Genomic DNA, 13582 nt, shown 5'->3' with positions numbered 1-13582 from the left:
CGAAAATCACCCAGCCCCCGGAGCGGCCACCCCCGGAACCGCCCCGGCACCCACCCTCCCGAGAGCCCACCCCCCGGACAACACCCCCCACAGCCCCCGAGCCGTAGGCTTCAGGAGTTGAAGGGGACACCCGACCGAGGGCTCCCCACCCCTGGGAGGGCGGATCATGTCGACGGACACACCGGGCTCACAGTCGTCCCTGCACCGGGCGAACCTGGAACGGGTGCTCCGCGCGGTGCGGATGGCCGGCTCGCTCACCCAGGCCGAGATCGCCCGCGGCACCGGCCTCTCCGCGGCCACCGTCTCCAACATCGTGCGGGAACTGAAGGAGAGCGGCACCGTCGTGGTCGCCGACACCTCCTCCGGCGGCCGCCGCGCCCGCAGCGTCTCGCTCAGCGGCGACGCCGGCATCGTGGTCGGCATCGACTTCGGCCACACCCACCTCCGCGTCGCCGTCGGCAACCTCGCCCACCGGGTGCTGGCCGAGGAGAGCGCCCCGATCGACGTGGACGTTTCCGCGGCCCAGGGCTTCGACCGGGCCGAGGCGATGGTCGAGCGGCTGCTGGCGCAGGCCGGGTTCCGTCCGGAGAAGGTGATCGGCGTGGGCCTCGGCGTGCCGGGCCCGATCGACGTGGAGACCGGCGCGCTCGGCTCGACCGCGATCCTGCCGGGCTGGACGGGCATCGCCCCGGGCAGGGAGCTGGCCGAGCGGCTCGGCATGCCGGTGCACGTGGACAACGACGCCAACCTGGGCGCGCTCGGCGAGTTGGTCTGGGGAGCCGGCCGCGGCCTGAGCGACCTCGCGTACATCAAGGTCGCCAGCGGCGTGGGCGCCGGACTGGTGGTCAACGGCCAGATCTACCGCGGCCCGGGCGGCACCGCGGGTGAGATCGGGCACATCACCCTGGACGAGGCCGGCCCGGTCTGCCGCTGCGGCAACCGCGGCTGCCTGGAGACCTTCGTCGGCTCCCGCTACCTGCTCTCGCTGCTCACCTCCACCCTCGGCCCGGACCTGTCGCTGCCCCGGGTGGTCGAGCTGGCGCACCAGGGCGACCTGGGCTGCCGCCGGGTGATCGCCGACGCCGGCCGCCAGATCGGTACGGGCGTGGCGACCCTGTGCAACCTGCTCAACCCCCGCCGGGTGATCCTCGGCGGCGACCTCGCCGAGGCCGGTGAGCTGGTGCTCGCCCCCATCCGGGACTCGGTCGCCCGCTACGCCATCCCCAGTGCGGCCCGCCAGCTGTCGGTCGTCCCCGGCACCCTGGGCGGCCGCGCGGAGGTGCTCGGCGCGCTGGCCCTGGTGATGAGCGAGATGGGCGAGTCCAGCGCCCTCTCCCGCCACTGACACCTCTCCCGCCCACCGGCGCCCCGCCCGCCACTGACGCCCCGGCTCCGACCCCGACCCGACCCCCGCCCCGGCCCGAGATCGGAACGCCGGTTCGTCAATGCGGATTGACCCCCCCGGCCCCCCGCCGACCTCCCGGAATGGCGGTAACCGGCCGGTGGCACCGGGCGCGCCGCTCGGTGTCCGGCAAGCGGACATTAGACTCGACCGGTCGGTACCGGCCGCGACCACCGGCCTGCCGCCGGACCGGGCAGCGACGCCCGTCGGACCGTCCGTGGTCCGCGAACACTGAACGAGGAGGAACGGGTGGCCCTGCTGACCCGCATTCGGGGACCGCGCGATCTCGACCGGCTCACGCCCGGACAGCTGGCCGCACTGGCCCAGGAGATCCGGACCTTCCTGGTGACCGAGGTCTCCAAGACGGGCGGCCACCTCGGCCCCAACCTCGGCGTGGTGGAGCTCACCATCGCGCTGCACCGGGTGTTCGACTCGCCGCGCGACCGCATCCTCTTCGACACCGGCCACCAGAGCTACGTCCACAAGCTGCTCACCGGCCGGCAGGACTTCTCCCGGCTGAAGATGAGCGGCGGCCTGTCCGGCTACCCGTCCCGCGCCGAGTCCGAGCACGACGTGATCGAGAACTCGCACGCCTCCACGGTCCTCTCGTACGCCGACGGCCTCGCCAAGGCCAACAAGATCCAGGGCAAGGCGGACCCGGTCGTCGCCGTCATCGGCGACGGCGCGCTCACCGGCGGCATGGCCTGGGAGGCGCTCAACAACATCGCCGACGCCAAGGACCTCCCGGTCGTCATCGTCGTCAACGACAACGAGCGCTCCTACTCGCCGACCATCGGCGGCCTGGCCAACCACCTCGCCACGCTGCGCACCACCCAGGGCTACGAGCGCTTCCTCTCCTGGGGCAAGGACGCGCTGCAGCGCACCCCGGTGGTCGGCCAGCAGCTGTTCGAGACGCTGCACGGCGCCAAGAAGGGCCTCAAGGACTTCATCGCCCCGCAGGGCATGTTCGAGGACCTCGGCCTCAAGTACATCGGCCCGATCGACGGCCACGACCTGACCGCCCTGGAGTCCGCGCTGACCAAGGCGCGCGGCTTCGGCGGCCCGGTGATCGTGCACTGCCTCACCGAGAAGGGCCGCGGCTACCACGCCGCCGAGAACAACGACGAGGACCGCTTCCACGCCGTCGGCGTGATCCACCCGGACACCGGCCTGCCGGTCAAGAACTCGGGCAAGGACTGGACCTCGGTCTTCGGCGAGGAGATGGTCGCGCTCGGCCACGAGCGCGAGGACATCGTCGCGATCACCGCCGCGATGCTCCACCCGGTCGGCCTGGCCCCCTTCGCCAAGGAGTTCCCGGACCGCATCTTCGACGTCGGCATCGCCGAGCAGCACGCCGTCACCAGCGCCGCCGGCCTGGCCACCAACGGGCTGCACCCGGTGTTCGCGGTCTACGCGACCTTCCTGAACCGCGCCTTCGACCAGGTCCTGATGGACGTGGCGCTGCACAAGCTGGGCGTCACCTTCGTGCTCGACCGGGCCGGCGTCACCGGCACGGACGGCGCCTCGCACAACGGCATGTGGGACATGTCGATCCTCCAGGTCATCCCGAGCCTGCGGCTGGCCGCCCCGCGCGACGCCGACCAGGTCCGGGCCCAGCTGCGCGAGGCCGTCCTGGTCAAGGACGCCCCGACGGTGGTCCGCTACTCCAAGGGCACGGTCGGCCCGGCCGTCCCCGCGGTCGGCCGGGTCGGCGGCATGGACGTGCTGCGCGTCGCCGAGGAGCCCTCCGGCGCCCACCGCGCCGACGTGCTGATCGTCTCGGTCGGTGCGATGGCCCCGACCAGCCTGGAGGTCGCCGACCTGCTGGCCGCCCAGGGGATCACCGCCACCGTGGTGGACCCGCGCTGGGTCAAGCCGGTGGACCCGGCCCTGCCGGGTCTGGCCGCCGAGCACCGGGTGGTCGTCACGATCGAGGACAACGGCCGGGTGGGCGGCGTCGGCGCGGCCGTCGCGCAGGCGCTGCGGGACGCGGACGTGGACCTGCCGGTGCGCGACTTCGGCATTCCGCAGGAGTTCCTGGACCACGCCAGCCGGAACGAGATCCTGGCCGAGATCGGCCTGAACGCCCCCGACATCGCCCAGCGGGTGACCGCCCTGGTCGCCAAGCTGGACGCCGCGCCGGTCGAGGCCTGAGACGGCGGTCCGGCGGGACGGGTTACGGCGCGCGGTGCGCGTAACCCGTTCCGCCGACGACTGATTGTCGTAACTCCGTAACAGTTCGCCATGGAACGAGCTGACAATCGCACTGAATAGCGGGACCGGCGCCATCCGCGCCGATCCTGCCCGGTAGGTTGTCAATCGTGCCGACCCCCACCCGCCGCCGCCTCGCCGGCCTGGCCGACCGCCTGCCCGAGCGCGCCCGTACCCACCTTCGTCAGGGGTACTGGACCAGGCTGGTGCCGGTGCTCGCGCTGGTCGCGCTGGCCACCCACGTCCCGTCCTTCGCCCGGCCCGTCTGGAGCCCGGACGAGGGCTTCCTGGCCACCCAGGCCCGGATGCTCGCGGACGGCGGGGTGCTCTACGACACCGTCGTGGACCGCAAGCCGCCGCTGCTGCCCTGGCTCTACCAGGCCTGCTTCGCCCTCTTCGGTTCCGCCTCGCTGTGGCCGCTGCGCACCCTCGCGGTGGTGGCCCACCTGGTCACCGCGATCCTGCTGGCCTCGATCGCCCGCGGCCGCTGGGGCAACCGGGCCGGGGCCGGTGCCGGACTGCTCTACCTGCTGGTCTCCATCGGGCTCTCCCCGGAGGACACCCAGGCGGCGACCTTCGAGGTCTTCATGCTGCCCGCGATGGTGGCCGCCTTCCGCTACGCCGAGCGCCGCCGCTGGCTGGCCGCGGGCATCGCGGTCGCGCTCTGCTCGCTGACCAAGCAGACCGGCGGGGCGGTCCTGCTGCCGGTGCTCTGGATGCTCTTCCAGGACGCCCGCCGACGGGGGGTGCGCTGGCCGCCCGCGCTGTTCAAGATCGGGTTCGGCTTCGCGGTGCCGATAGCCCTGGTGGCGGTCATCCTGACCAAGCCCAAGGGCTTCCTCTTCTGGGTGGTCACCGGCAGCGGCGACTACGCCTCCTTCGGCGGCGCCTGGCTGCAGATGCTCGGCCGGGCCTTCGGCAACCTGGGCATCCTGGCCGCGGCGGGCCTCGGCTTCCTGTACCCGGTCGGCCGCCGGCTCTGGTTCAAGCACCGCCACCGTCCGCTGCCGGTGGCCGGCGAGGAGTACGGCTCGACCACCGACCTGTGGGTCTGGCTGCTCTCCTCGGTCGTGGCGGTCAGCGTGGGCTTCCACTTCTTCGGCCACTACTACCTCCAGCTGATGCCCCCGCTGGTGCTGCTGGGCACCGGCGCGGTCGCCACCTCGGCGATCCGCTGGAAGCCCGTCCTGGTGTACACCACGGTCGCCGCCACCGTGTTCTGGACCCTGGCGCTGGCCTGGCCGGGTGAGCAGATGAGCCGCAACACCGAGGTCGCCACCGCGGTCGCCGCCCAGACCACCCCCAAGGACACCGTGCTGGTCTGGGGCATGCACCCCGAGCTGTACTGGCTGGCCGACCGCAAGCCCGCCAGCCGCTACCTGACCGCCGGCTTCCTCACCAACTACAGCGGCGGCAAGGACGGCAGCCCCAACGTGGGCGAGCAGTTCAGCGTCAACAACGCCTGGCAGACCTTCGACAAGGAGCTCGCCAACGGCCTGCCCGAGGTCTTCGTGGACGACTCCGGCATCGCCCCGTACCAGCCGGTGATGGTGCCCCGGATCGAGAACCTGCTGGACACCCACTACGAGATGATCGGCGTCATCGGCGACACCGTCGTCTACCGCCTCAAGCACTGAGAGCCCCGGAAGTCCCGGAAGCCCGGAAGCCGCCCGGGGCACCGGGCCCGAGAGCCCCCCGCGCACGAAGGAGCCCCGGGCGACCAAGGTCGCCCGGGGCTCCTCGCGTAGCGCTACGCCTTACGCGGGCACCGAGGCCACGCCGGGGGCGAGGAACTTCTTGCCGTTCACCCGCTCCGAGATGCCCTCACGGTCCAGGTACGGGGTGATCCCGCCCAGGTGGAAGGGCCAGCCGGCACCGGTGATCATGCAGAGGTCGATGTCCTGCGCCTCGGCGACGACACCCTCGGCCAGCATCAGGCCGATCTCCTGCGCCACGGCCTCCAGGGCGCGGCTGAGGACCTGCTCCTCGGTCAGCACCGTGCCGCCGAAGCTCAGCAGCTCCAGCACCTCGGGGTCGAGGACCTGCTTGCCGTCGACCCAGGTGTAGAAGCCGCGCTTGCCGGCCTTGACCACCTTGCCGAGGTTCTCGGAGACGGTGAACCGCTCCGGGAAGGCGCCGTGCAGGGTCTCCGAGACGTGCAGGGCGATGGCCGGGCCGACCAGCTCCAGCAGCACGATCGGGGACATCGGCAGGCCGAGCGGCTCGACGGCCTTCTCGACGCTGGCGATCGGGGTGCCCTCGTCGATGATGTTCTGGATCTCGCCCATGAACCGGGTCAGGATCCGGTTCACCACGAACGCCGGGGCGTCCTTGCAGAGCACCGAGGTCTTCTTCAGCTTCTTCGACACGGCGAAGGCGGTGGCCAGCGACGCGTCGTCGGTCTGCTCGCCGCGGACGATCTCCAGCAGCGGCAGGATCGCGACCGGGTTGAAGAAGTGGAAGCCGACGACCCGCTCGGGGTGCTTCAGCTTCGAGGCCATCTCGGTGACCGACAGCGAGGAGGTGTTGGTCGCCAGCACACAGGTCGGCGAGACCACGTTCTCCAGGTCCGCGAAGACGGTCTGCTTGACGCCCATCTCCTCGAACACGGCCTCGATGACGAAGTCCGCGTCGCCGAAGGTGGCGGCCTTGTCCAGCGAGCCGGTGACCAGGCCCTTGAGGCGGTTGGCCTTGTCCTGGCCGATCCGGCCCTTGCCGAGCAGCTTGTCGATCTCGGCGTGGACGTAGCCGACGCCCTTGTCGACGCGCTCCTGGTCGATGTCGGTGAGGACCACCGGCACCTCCAGACGGCGGGCGAACAGCAGCGCGAGCTGCGAGGCCATCAGACCGGCGCCGACCACGCCGACCTTGGAGACCGGGCGGGCCAGCGACTTGTCCGGGGCGCCGACCGGGCGCTTGGCCCGGCGCTGCACCAGGTTGAAGGCGTAGATGCCACTGCGCAGCTCGCCGCTCATGATGAGGTCGGCCAGGGCCGCGTCCTCGGCGTCGAAGCCGGCCTGCAGGCTGGCCTTGTCGGCGAGGTCGGCGTCCTTGACGGCGGCGATGATGTCCAGCGCCTTGTAGGCGGCCGGGGCGGCGCCGTGCACCTTGCCGTCGGCGACCATGCGGCCCCAGAGGACGGCGTCGTCCCAGGCCTTGCCGCGGTCGATCGCCTCGCGCTCGACGACCAGGTCGCCCTTGACGACCTTGGCGGCCCACAGCAGCGACTGCTCCAGGAAGTCGGCCGGCTCGAAGATCGCGTCGGCGATCCCCAGCTCGAACACGTCCTTGCCCTTGAGCTGCTTGTTCTGGTTCATCGAGTTCTCGATGATGACCTTGACGGCCTTACCGGCACCGATCAGGTTCGGCAGGATGGTGCAGCCGCCCCAGCCGGGGACGAGGCCGAGGAAGACCTCGGGCAGCGAGAAGGCCGGAACGCCCGCAGACACCGTGCGGTAGTCGCAGTGCAGGCCGACCTCGACGCCGCCGCCCATGGCCGCGCCGTTGTAGAAGGCGAAGGTCGGGACGGGCAGAGCGGCGATCCGCTTGAAGACCTCGTGGCCGCCCTTGCCGATGGCCAGCGCGTCGGCGTGCTGCTGGAGCAGCTCGACGCCCTTGAGGTCGGCGCCCACGGCGAAGATGAACGGCTTGCCGGTGACGGCGGCGCCGACGATCCTGCCCTCGGCGGCCTCGGCCTCGACCTGGTCCAGGGCCTCGGACAGCTTCAGCAGCGAGCCCGGGCCGAAGGTGGTCGGCTTGGTGTGGTCGAAGCCGTTGTCCAGGGTGATCAGGGCCAGCTTGCCGGCCTGCAGCGGCAGGTCCAGGTGGCGGACGTGCGCGGTCGTGACGACCTCGCCCGGGAACAGCTCGGCGCCGCGCTGGAGCAGCTCAGTGGTGTTGCTCATGGTCACTTACCACCCTCGAAGTGCGGGTTCTCCCAGATGATGGTCCCGCCCATGCCGAAGCCGATGCACATCGTGGTCAGGCCGTAGCGGACGTCCGGGCGCTGCTCGAAGCGTCGGGCCAGCTGGTTCATCAGGCGCACGCCGGAGGAGGCCAGCGGGTGGCCGAAGGCGATCGCACCGCCGAACGGGTTGACCCGCTCGTCGTCGTCCGCGATGCCGTAGTGGTCCAGGAAGGACAGCACCTGGACGGCGAAGGCCTCGTTGATCTCGAAGGCCTGGATGTCGTCGATGGTCAGGCCGGCCTTGGCCAGCGCCTTCTCGGTGGCCGGCACCGGGCCGATGCCCATGACCTCGGGCTCGACACCCGCGAAGGCGTAGGAGACCAGGCGCATCTTGACCGGGAGGCCGAGCTCCTCGGCGACGTCCTCGGCGGCCAGCAGCGAGGCGGTGGCACCGTCGTTCAGGCCGGCCGAGTTGCCCGCGGTGATGTTGCCGTGCGGGCGGAACGGGGTCTTCAGGTTGGCCAGCGACTCCATCGTGGTGCCCGGGCGCAGCGGCTCGTCCACGGTGGCCAGGCCCCAGCCGGTCTCGCCGACCTCGGGGTTGGTGTTGCGGACCGAGATCGGCACCAGGTCGGGCTGGATGTCGCCGTTGGCGTACGCCTTGGCGGCCTTCTCCTGGGAGCGCACGGCGTAGGCGTCGCAGCGCTCCTTGGTCAGGTGCGGGAACCGGTCGTGCAGGTTCTCCGCGGTCATGCCCATGAACAGGGCGGACTCGTCGACCAGCTTCTCGGAGACGAAGCGCGGGTTCGGGTCCACGCCCTCGCCCATCGGGTGGCGGCCCATGTGCTCGACGCCGCCGGCCACGACCACGTCGTACGCGCCGAAGGCGATGCCGCCGGCGGTGGTGGTCACGGCGGTCAGGGCGCCGGCGCACATGCGGTCGATCGCGTAACCGGGCACGGACTTCGGCAGGCCGGCCAGCAGGGCGGCGGTGCGCCCGATGGTCAGACCCTGGTCGCCGATCTGCGTGGTGGCCGCGACGGCGACCTCGTCGATGCGCTCGACGGGCAGGTTCGGGTTACGGCGCACGAGCTCCCGGATGCACTTGACGACGAGGTCGTCGGCGCGCGTCTCGTGGTAGATGCCCTTCGGGCCGGCCTTGCCGAACGGGGTGCGGACGCCGTCGACGAAGACGACGTCCCTCGCGGTACGAGGCACGGGGGCTCTCCTCCCAGGGACCAACATTTCGAGGTGGGCAGGCTGCCGCCGGGAAACACCCGAGCGGCGCCGCGTCACGGTCATGCTACCCGTCGGTAACCAACCTGCCCAGGCCCCTCGGACGGTTCTGACCATGTGTCCCGCGACACGTCCGACGGCACATCCGACCAGGAAGCCTTCCCGGAGACGCCGAAGGGGATGCAGTCCGTGCGGACGGCATCCCCTTTCGGAGCCCGGTCGGTGCCGGGCGGCTCGATCAGCCCTGGGTCGTGGCCGTGGCCGTGGCCGAGGAGAAGGCGGCGGCCATCACCGGCGCGACCAGGTCGACCTGCCACTGCCGGGCGCCGAGCCGGCGCAGCGCGGCGGCCACGCCCTCGGCGCTCGGCTCGGCCGGCGGCTCCCAGGAGACCCGGCGCACCAGGTCCGGGGTGATCAGGTTCTCGGCCGGCAGGTGGTGGCGCTCGGCCAGCTCGCTGACCGCGGCGCGGGCGCCGGAGAGCCGGGCGGCGGCCACCGGGTCCTTCTCCGCCCAGGCCCGCGGCGGCGGCGGACCGTCGTGCGGCGCGGCGGCCGGCGGCAGCTGGTTCTCCGGGACCTCCCGGCCCCGCTGCACGGCCGCCAGCCACTGGTCCAGCTGGCGCCGGTGCAGGCGCGGGCCGAAGCCCTGGACGGCCTGCAGGGCGGCGATGTTCAGCGGCATGGCCAGCGCGGCGTTGACGATCGCGGCGTCCGAGAGCACCCGACCGGGGGAGACGTCGCGCTCCTGCGCCATCCGGTCGCGGGTCAGCCACAGCTCGCGCACCACGGCCAGCTGGCGGCGCCGACGGACCTTGTGCAGCTGCGAGGTGCGGCGCCACGGGTCGGTGCGCGGGGCCGGGCGCGGGGCGGCGGCGATCGAGGCGAACTCCTCCAGGGCCCAGCCGAGCTTGCCCTGGGCGTCCAGCTCCTGTTCGAGTGCGTCACGCAGCTCGACCAGCACCTCGACGTCCAGAGCCGCGTAACGCAGCCAGGGCTCGGGCAGCGGGCGGGTGGACCAGTCCACCGCCGAGTGCTCCTTGGCCAGGCTCAGCCCGAGCACGTTCTCGGTCATCGGCCCGAGGCCCACCCGGGCGAAGCCGGCGATCCGCCCGGCCAGCTCGGTGTCGAACAGCCGGGTGGGTCTCATGCCCACCTCGGCCAGACAGGGCAGGTCCTGGGTGGCGGCGTGCACCACCCACTCGGCGTCCGCGATGGCGGCGCCCAGTCCACTGAGGTCGGGGCAGGCGATCGGGTCGATCAGGGCGGAGCCGGCGCCGGCTCGGCGCAGCTGGATGAGGTACGCCCGCTGCCCGTAGCGGTAGCCGGAGGCGCGCTCGGCGTCGACGGCGACCGGTCCGGTGCCCGCGGCGAAGGCGGAGATCGTGGCGGCCAGCGCCTGCTCGTCCGCCACGACGGGCGGGATCCCCTCCTTCGGCTCAAGGAGCGGGACCGGGGCTGCTTCTTCTGGGATGGCTGCTACGGCGTCGGTCACCCACCAAGGGTACGACGGTCCTCGGAACTGGGAGTGTTGTCGGACTGGTCAGACTGATGATCGCCCGCTCGGCCCCGGTGCTCGGGGCGGGGGATCGCCCGAGGGTGCACCGGGCGCACGAGTGTGGCGGCTCAGGAGGAACGTTCCTCCTGAGCCGCTGCGGTTTCAACGAGCGGTTCGGCCCGGGTCGGCTCAGTGGATGATGCCGGTGCGCAACGCGACCGCGACCATCCCGGCGCGGTCACCGGTGCCTAGCTTGCGGGCGATCCGGGCGAGGTGGCTCTTCACCGTGAGCGCCGACAGGCCCATCGCCACGCCGATCGCCTTGTTCGACTGGCCCTCGGCGACCAGCCGCAGCACCTCGACCTCGCGGCCGGACAGCTCGCGGTAGGCAGCCTGCTGCGGGCCCGGCGCTCCGGGGGCCCCGGGTGCGCCGGGAGCACCGGCGGCGCCCGGCATGCCCGGCATCCCGGGGCGGCGCATCCGGCCGGCCAGTCCGGCGGCACCGAGTGGCAGTCCCGGGCGGCCGGGCATCGCGACGTTGGTGCGGGTTCCGGTGACCACGTAGCCCTTGACGCCGCCGGCCAGCGCGCTGCGGACCGCGCCGATGTCGTCGGCGGCCGACAGGGCCAGGCCGTTGGGCCAGCCCGCGGCGCGGGTCTCGGCGAGGATGGTCAGCCCGGAGCCGTCCGGCAGGTGCACGTCGGCGACGCAGATGTCACGCGGGGTGGAGACCCGGGGACGGGCCTCGGCGATCGAGGACACCTCGATCACGTCGCGGACGCCGAGCGCCCACAGGTGGCGGGTGACGGTGTTTCGGACGCGGGGATCGGCGATGACCACCATGGCGGTGGGCTTGGTCGGGCGGTAGGCGACCACGTTTGCGGGGTGCTCAAGAAGGACCGACACCAGGCCTCCTGCGGGGAGTGGCGGACGGAACCCCGAGGGGGCGGTCGGAGTGTTCCGCGTTCGGAAAGGGTCACAGTCTGCTTCGGCAGCTACCGTGCCCGGCTTTAGCGAAAGATCACGATCTAGTGAGTAACAATCCGGACAAATCGCGCATATGACTGATGAGACACGCGCTGAAATCGCACAAAATCGATCAGATTCGTCACGGATCGGTCGGTTCTGATCAGTTCATTGACGCAGAGCGAGACCGAAGCCACACTTCGTCAGCCCTGGGAGTGGCATCGGGGCAGGAGGTGCCGTCCGGCCCGGACGCCACCCGTCAGTGCGACCGCGGGCGTCGCCGCGCGGGCATCGGGACCACTCCACCGAGTGACGTGACCTCGCCCGGGCCCTGCGGGGACGGCGCGGCGGGCGGCAGCCCGGCGCTGATGCAGAGCAGGTCCCCCCAGGCCGCCAGGTGGCGCTCGAACCGGCCGTCGGCCGGCGTCCAGGAGGCCCGGATCTCGATCTCGGTCGAGGAGGGACGGTCCGCGAGGCCGCCGAAGTACTGCGAGGCGCAGCGGGTCACCGTGCCGGACGGCTCCGCGAAACCGGCGCCGTGCGCCTGCAGCGCGTCCAGCAGCCAGGCCCAGCCGACCTCGGAGAGCATCGGGTCGCCGGCCATCTCCGGCTCCAGCTCGGCCCGGGTCATGGTGACCACCCGGAACTCCCCGTTCCAGGCCTCCTGCCCGGCCGGATCGTGCAGCAGTACCAGCCGGCCGTCGGCCAGCTCCTCGCCGTCCACCTCCACGACGGCGGTCAGCGCGAACGCGTACGGGGCGAGCCGGCGCGGGGCCGGCGCGGGGGAGAGCTGGAGTTCCGGCCGCAGCCGCGCCCCTTCGAGGGCCTCCACGGCGGCCCGGAACTCGCTCGGCGCCCCCTCCCGACCCGTTCCGCCACCTGTTCCGCCACCCTGTGCGGGGTGCCCGCCGACCGCTGCCATGACCCGAAGACTAGGTCGAAAACCCGGGTTACCGCCGCAACTTCCGTCCGAGCGGCGTGCCGGAACGGCAAACCCGGCCAGATCTTGGAGGAACCGACGAGACCGCCCGGGGAGGCGGGACTTCAGCGCATGCGAAGATTTGACCCGTGAGCGAGACTACGGCAGACCCCACGGCGGCCACCCTCGACGGCCGGTCCACCCCCGCGCGCCGCGGCGCCGCGCACGACTCCGCGTTCCTGCGCGCCTGCCGGCACGAGCCGGTGCCGCACACCCCGGTGTGGTTCATGCGCCAGGCGGGCCGCTCGCTGCCCGAGTACCTGAAGGTCCGCGAGGGCATCCCCATGCTGGAGTCCTGCATGCGGCCCGAGCTGGTCAAGGAGATCACCCTGCAGCCGGTGCGCCGGCACAAGGTCGACGCGGCGATCTTCTTCAGCGACATCGTGGTGCCGCTCAAGGCCGTCGGCATCGACGTGGACATCAAGGCCGGCATCGGCCCGGTCATCGCCGATCCGATCCGCACCTTCGAGGACCTCAAGCGGCTGCGCCCGCTGGAGCCCGACGACGTCCCGTACGTCACCGAGGCCGTCGGCCTGCTGGTGGACGAGCTCGGCGGGACCCCGCTGATCGGCTTCGCCGGTGCGCCGTACACGCTGGCCAGCTACCTGGTGGAGGGCGGGCCCTCCAAGAACCACGAGAACACCAAGGCCATGATGTACGGGCAGCCCGAGCTGTGGGCCGCCCTGGTGGACCGGCTGGCGGACATCACCTCCGCCTTCCTGAAGGTGCAGATCGAGGCGGGCGCCTCCGCGGTCCAGCTGTTCGACTCCTGGGTCGGCTCGCTCGCGCCCGACGACTACCGCCGCTCGGTCATGCCGGCCAGTGCCAAGGTCTTCGACGCCGTCGCCTCCTACGGGGTGCCGCGGATCCACTTCGGTGTCGGCACCGGCGAGCTGCTCGGACTGATGGGCCAAGCCGGCGCGGACATCGTCGGCGTCGACTGGCGGGTGCCGCTGAACGTGGCCGCCGAGCGGGTCGGTCCCGGCAAGGGCCTGCAGGGCAACCTCGACCCCGCAGTGCTGTTCGCCCCCACCAAGGTCGTGGAGACCAAGGCCCGTGAGGTGCTGCACGCCGCCCAGGCGCTCGGCACCAGCGGCCACATCTTCAACCTCGGGCACGGCGTGATGCCGTCCATGGACCCGGACGCGCTCAGCCGTCTGGTCGCCTTCGTGCACGAGGCCAGCGCGCGCTGATCCCCGCGCGCTGACGGCCACGCGCTGATGCCCACAACGCTGATGCCCACGCGCTGACGTCCCGCGGTGGCGGGGGCCCCGGGGGCCGGGGGCCGCCCCCCCCCCGGGGGGGGGGTCCCGGGGGGGCGCGCCGCCGGGACCCCGGGGGGGGGGGGCGCCCGGGGGGGGGGGGGGGCGGGCGCCCGAACCGGGG

Annotated in this window: 9 protein-coding genes; 4 read left to right on the top strand and 5 right to left on the bottom strand. The window is 72.3% G+C overall.

The features are described from left to right. Positions 1-166: 166 nt before the first annotated feature. From ACFV1W_RS04945 to ACFV1W_RS04935, 3 genes are all read left to right on the top strand, one after another. Complete coding sequence (locus ACFV1W_RS04945; RefSeq protein WP_380413156.1) at positions 167-1345, top strand: ROK family protein; 1179 nt, start codon at positions 167-169, stop codon at positions 1343-1345. A 306-nt stretch (positions 1346-1651) separates the two neighbouring features. Beyond that, positions 1652-3556 carry a 1-deoxy-D-xylulose-5-phosphate synthase gene (dxs, locus tag ACFV1W_RS04940; protein WP_380413155.1) on the top strand — a complete coding sequence of 635 codons (1905 nt, stop codon included), beginning with the start codon at positions 1652-1654 and terminating at the stop codon, positions 3554-3556. Between the two features lie 167 nt (positions 3557-3723). Continuing rightward, entirely contained in the window at positions 3724-5250 is a 1527-nt protein-coding gene (locus ACFV1W_RS04935) for an ArnT family glycosyltransferase (protein ID WP_380413153.1), read from the top strand. A 120-nt stretch (positions 5251-5370) separates the two neighbouring features. On the opposite strand, the gene ACFV1W_RS04930 is transcribed toward ACFV1W_RS04935, so the two are convergent. The 5 genes from ACFV1W_RS04930 to ACFV1W_RS04910 all read right to left on the bottom strand — a co-directional run bounded on the left by ACFV1W_RS04930 (position 5371) and on the right by ACFV1W_RS04910 (position 12139). After that, positions 5371-7518: a 3-hydroxyacyl-CoA dehydrogenase NAD-binding domain-containing protein gene (locus ACFV1W_RS04930; protein ID WP_380413151.1), complete on the bottom strand. Its 2148-nt coding sequence runs from the start codon at positions 7516-7518 to the stop codon at positions 5371-5373. A gap of 2 nt (positions 7519-7520) precedes the next feature. Then, on the bottom strand, positions 7521-8738 hold the full coding sequence (locus tag ACFV1W_RS04925; RefSeq protein ID WP_380413150.1) for a thiolase family protein: 1218 nt from the start codon (positions 8736-8738) through the stop codon (positions 7521-7523). A 256-nt stretch (positions 8739-8994) separates the two neighbouring features. Beyond that, on the bottom strand, positions 8995-10248 hold the full coding sequence (locus tag ACFV1W_RS04920; protein ID WP_380413149.1) for a ribonuclease D: 1254 nt from the start codon (positions 10246-10248) through the stop codon (positions 8995-8997). A gap of 192 nt (positions 10249-10440) precedes the next feature. Continuing rightward, entirely contained in the window at positions 10441-11157 is a 717-nt protein-coding gene (locus ACFV1W_RS04915; RefSeq protein ID WP_030288221.1) for a response regulator transcription factor, read from the bottom strand. Between the two features lie 319 nt (positions 11158-11476). Next, a complete protein-coding gene (locus ACFV1W_RS04910) occupies positions 11477-12139 on the bottom strand; it encodes a DUF3000 domain-containing protein (protein WP_380413147.1) in 663 nt (220 codons plus the stop codon). 146 nt (positions 12140-12285) lie between these two features. Here ACFV1W_RS04910 and hemE point away from each other — a divergent pair, with 146 nt between their 5' ends. Then, positions 12286-13389, top strand: coding sequence for a uroporphyrinogen decarboxylase (gene hemE, locus ACFV1W_RS04905; protein WP_380413146.1), 1104 nt, complete (start codon positions 12286-12288; stop codon positions 13387-13389). Positions 13390-13582 lie beyond the last annotated feature (193 nt).

Source organism: Kitasatospora sp. NPDC059648, from assembly GCF_042734825.1.
In the GTDB taxonomy this organism is placed as follows: Bacteria; Actinomycetota; Actinomycetes; order Streptomycetales; family Streptomycetaceae; genus Kitasatospora.
This window is presented reverse-complemented; position numbering and strand designations above follow the sequence as displayed.

Excerpts from the sequence above, each read along its gene's own strand:
- ACFV1W_RS04945 (WP_380413156.1), top strand. The coding sequence starts at position 167 with ATGTCGACGGACACACCGGGCTCACAGTCGTCCCTGCACCGGGCGAAC.
- ACFV1W_RS04930 (WP_380413151.1), bottom strand. The coding sequence starts at position 7,518 with ATGAGCAACACCACTGAGCTGCTCCAGCGCGGCGCCGAGCTGTTCCCG.
- ACFV1W_RS04910 (WP_380413147.1), bottom strand. The coding sequence starts at position 12,139 with ATGGCAGCGGTCGGCGGGCACCCCGCACAGGGTGGCGGAACAGGTGGC.